This is a genomic window from Rahnella perminowiae (assembly GCF_019049755.1).
Taxonomy (GTDB): domain Bacteria; phylum Pseudomonadota; class Gammaproteobacteria; order Enterobacterales; family Enterobacteriaceae; genus Rahnella; species Rahnella perminowiae.
Map to the genome: position 1 here is coordinate 1 of NZ_JAFMOS010000273.1, position 3,336 is coordinate 3,336.

Genomic DNA, 3,336 nt, shown 5'->3' on the forward strand with positions numbered 1-3,336 from the left:
CCACATTTCCCTCTACACTGACAGCACTTTACCTTTCTTTTCAAAACTATAAATCTTGAGTTTGCGGATTCATGGATCACCTCAAAAGGCGCAAAGGATGACACAGTCAGGACAACATCAGCCGCAGGAACCGCAGAACACGCTGCAGACGGCGACGCATAACAACAGCCCGCCGGTTCCAGTGTTAGCAAAAAAAACCTCACCGCTGATAGCGATTTTATTGTTACTGATCGCCATGTTGTCATTACAAGGCGGGGCGTCGCTGGCCAAAACGCTTTTCCCGGTAGTCGGTCCGCAAGGTGTCACGGCATTACGTCTTGGGCTCGGCTCTGTTTTATTACTTCTCTATTTTCGTCCGTGGCGTCTGAAAATGCGCGGCGGTAATTTGCGTGCGCTGCTGATGTATGGACTGGCGCTGGGCTGTATGAACTATTCGTTCTATCTGGCCCTGCAAACGGTCCCGCTGGGCATTGCCGTTGCACTGGAATTTACCGGCCCGCTGGCAGTCGCGATGTTCTCCTCGCGACGCCCGGTAGATTTCATCTGGGTAGTACTGGCTGTGACGGGGTTGCTGTTGCTGTTGCCTCTCGGGCAAAGTGCTGGCGGTGTTGATCTCAAAGGCGCGTGCTTTGCGCTGATCGCCGGTGCCTGCTGGGCCGTTTATATCCTCGCAGGACAACGCGCAGGCAGCAGTTACGGGCCGGGTACCGCGGCGATGGGGTCACTGATTGCCGCGTTAATTTTCTTCCCGATTGGGGCAGTACAGGCTCACACCTCTATTTTTAGTTGGGAGATTTTACCGCTCGGTTTGCTGATCGCCCTGCTCACTTCTGCCATTCCTTATTCCCTGGAAATGATGGCGCTGACCAAATTGCCAGCCAAAACCTTCGGCACGCTGATGAGCATGGAACCGGCAATGGCGGCACTTTCGGGCATTATCTTCCTCGGTGAATTCCTGACCGCGACCCAGTGGATGGGTCTGGCAGCGATTATCGCGGCGTCGGCAGGTTCCACACTCACTATCCAGCGGAAGACCAAAATCGAGACAGTCGATATTCCCGGCAACCATCCTTCTGGCAAATAATCCTGCCCCTGCAACACATAAAGCCACGTTTGACCGACGTGGCTTTTTCTTTTCAATCAACAGGTTGAAAATATTTTTCATGTAATTCGTTTTTTTATCGTTTTTCCTGCATCCAAAAGCGGGGGGTGATTCGTATGTATAGATGTGAGGCAAGACCTTACCTACTCAACTCCCAAGGACACCATCATGAAAACATTAATCCGTACCGCTATCTGTGCTTCTCTTCTGCTGAGCACCGCGTCAATGGCTGCAATGATGTCCCAAAGCACCACCATGGTCGGTGGTGCAGAAATGTACCCGTCCAAAAATATCGTAGAAAACGCCCTTAACTCGAAAGACCACACCACGCTTGTCGCTGCCGTGAAAGCCGCCGGTCTGGTAGATACCTTGCAAGGTAAAGGTCCGTTCACCGTATTCGCCCCGACCAATGCCGCCTTCGCAAAATTACCGGCAGGCACCGTGGATAATCTGGTGAAACCTGAAAATAAAGCCACCCTGACCAGCATCCTGACCTATCACGTCGTGGCCGGTAAATATGAAATGAAGGATCTCGAAAAACTGCTGAAAAAAGGTAACGGCACAGCGGAACTGAAAACCGTTAACGGCCAGCCGCTGTGGATCCTCAACAACGGCCCGCACAATATTCAGCTCAAAGACGCCAAAGGGAATATCGCCAATATCAGTACTTATGATGTCCAGCAGAAGAACGGTGTGATCGACGTCATTGATACCGTGCTGATGCCAAAATAATACCGGCTATACTGAGTGCATGATTTCTCTTATGAAACAGCATCTCAGCAAGTCAGGACGGGCGAATGCATGACAATCTTTTAATAAAGCCAACACCAGAGAAAGCGCTGGAAATCCAGCGGGAACTGATGAACGCGATGGCCGTTGGTGACCGACAGGCATTTGAACAATTATACCGTCTGACGTCACCCCGGCTGTTCGCCGTTGCATTACGTATGTTGCGGCGACATGCCTGGGCAGAAGAAGTATTGCACGACAGCTATATCACCGCGTGGAATCGCGCTGCCTCGTACAATCCGGCACTCAGTTCCCCGATGACCTGGCTCACCCATATTGTCCGCAACCGCGCTATCGACTGGATGCGCGGAAGCGACAACCAGTTAGATGAACTGGATGAGACAATGAGTGACGGTGATGCCAGCGACCATGATGAACCCTTGCAACGGCTGCAACAGGACAGTGATGCCAAAATTTTGGCCGCCTGCCTTGCACACCTGCCTGCCGAACAAAGACAAAGCCTGATCCTTGCCTATTATCAGGGCCTGTCGCACGGCGAGGTCTCATCGCATCTTCAACAACCTCTGGGGACGATCAAAAGCTGGATCCGTCGCGCCCTGGATCACTTAAAGAGCTGCGTAGGATTATGAAAAGCAGAAGCCATTATCATGCCGCCCTCGCGGCTGAATATGCGCTCGGCACCTTGCGCGGCGCGGCACGGATTCAGTTTGAGCAAAAAATGCAGGCCGACCCTGAACTGGCGGCCGAAGTGGCCCGCTGGCAGGAAGCCTTCACGCAACTGGATAATCAGATAACCCCGGTCATCCCGCCAGCCTCGGTGTGGAAACGCATTCAGCATAACCTTGCGCTGCAACCGACAAGAGTTCCGGTAACGGCACGACGACCGGTGCGGGCTTATATGGGCTGGGCACTGGCCGCCGGGCTGGCCGCCTTATTGTTGATCCCACGCTTACTGGTTCAACCGCAAGCGCCGATGCCGGTGGCAATACTGGCCAGCAGCAACGCGCCGCAGGCCGGGCAATGGGTGGTCAGTGCTGACAGGAGCACCCGCAGTTTGTTGCTGACACCGATTAATGCACAGAATATCGCCGCAGACCACAGCCTCGAACTGTGGGCCATTGCGCCGGGCGGCAAGCCGCATTCTCTCGGGTTACTGAATACGCAGCAACCGACACAACTGGCGCTGGCAACGAACATGCCGGATGCGGGCTTTACGCTGGCGATAAGCCTTGAGCCTCGCGGCGGTTCTCCGACGGGGCAACCCACAGGTGCCGTATTGTATAGCGGTGCGATGGCGCTTTGAAGGCAACACGCGCTGATTAACGGCGGGGATTATCCCGCCGTTATATTTCCCCTAATGAATATTTCAGGTTGTTACCTTTTATTATTCTTATGCCCTGCCGCAAAAAACCTGATAAAGATATATCCGCATACTGTCACTTACACTTAAAAATATCCTGACTCCCGTAATGAAAATAATTATC

At 53.1% G+C, this 3,336-nt stretch carries 4 protein-coding genes; all 4 read left to right on the forward strand.

What is annotated here, in order from left to right:
* Positions 1-97 precede the first annotated feature (97 nt).
* The 4 genes from rhtA to J1785_RS02195 all read left to right on the forward strand — a co-directional run bounded on the left by rhtA (position 98) and on the right by J1785_RS02195 (position 3,155).
* Positions 98-1,084, forward strand: coding sequence for a threonine/homoserine exporter RhtA (gene rhtA / locus J1785_RS02180; protein ID WP_129952416.1), 987 nt, complete (start codon positions 98-100; stop codon positions 1,082-1,084).
* Positions 1,085-1,270: 186 nt separating this feature from the next.
* Positions 1,271-1,834, forward strand: a complete 564-nt coding sequence (locus tag J1785_RS02185) for a fasciclin domain-containing protein (protein ID WP_129952415.1) — start codon at positions 1,271-1,273, stop codon at positions 1,832-1,834.
* A gap of 65 nt (positions 1,835-1,899) precedes the next feature.
* Entirely contained in the window at positions 1,900-2,481 is a 582-nt protein-coding gene (locus tag J1785_RS02190; RefSeq protein ID WP_129952414.1) for a sigma-70 family RNA polymerase sigma factor, read from the forward strand.
* The gene (locus tag J1785_RS02195) at positions 2,478-3,155 is read left to right on the forward strand and encodes an anti-sigma factor (RefSeq protein ID WP_129952413.1); all 678 of its coding nucleotides are present in this window, start codon (positions 2,478-2,480) and stop codon (positions 3,153-3,155) included. Before J1785_RS02190 ends, J1785_RS02195 begins: the two co-directional genes overlap by 4 nt.
* Positions 3,156-3,336 lie beyond the last annotated feature (181 nt).

Bases quoted from the DNA above. Each gene is read 5' to 3' on its own strand.
- rhtA (WP_129952416.1), top strand. From the start codon at position 98: ATGACACAGTCAGGACAACATCAGCCGCAGGAACCGCAGAACACGCTG.
- J1785_RS02185 (WP_129952415.1), top strand. From the start codon at position 1,271: ATGAAAACATTAATCCGTACCGCTATCTGTGCTTCTCTTCTGCTGAGC.
- J1785_RS02190 (WP_129952414.1), top strand. From the start codon at position 1,900: ATGCATGACAATCTTTTAATAAAGCCAACACCAGAGAAAGCGCTGGAA.
- J1785_RS02195 (WP_129952413.1), top strand. From the start codon at position 2,478: ATGAAAAGCAGAAGCCATTATCATGCCGCCCTCGCGGCTGAATATGCG.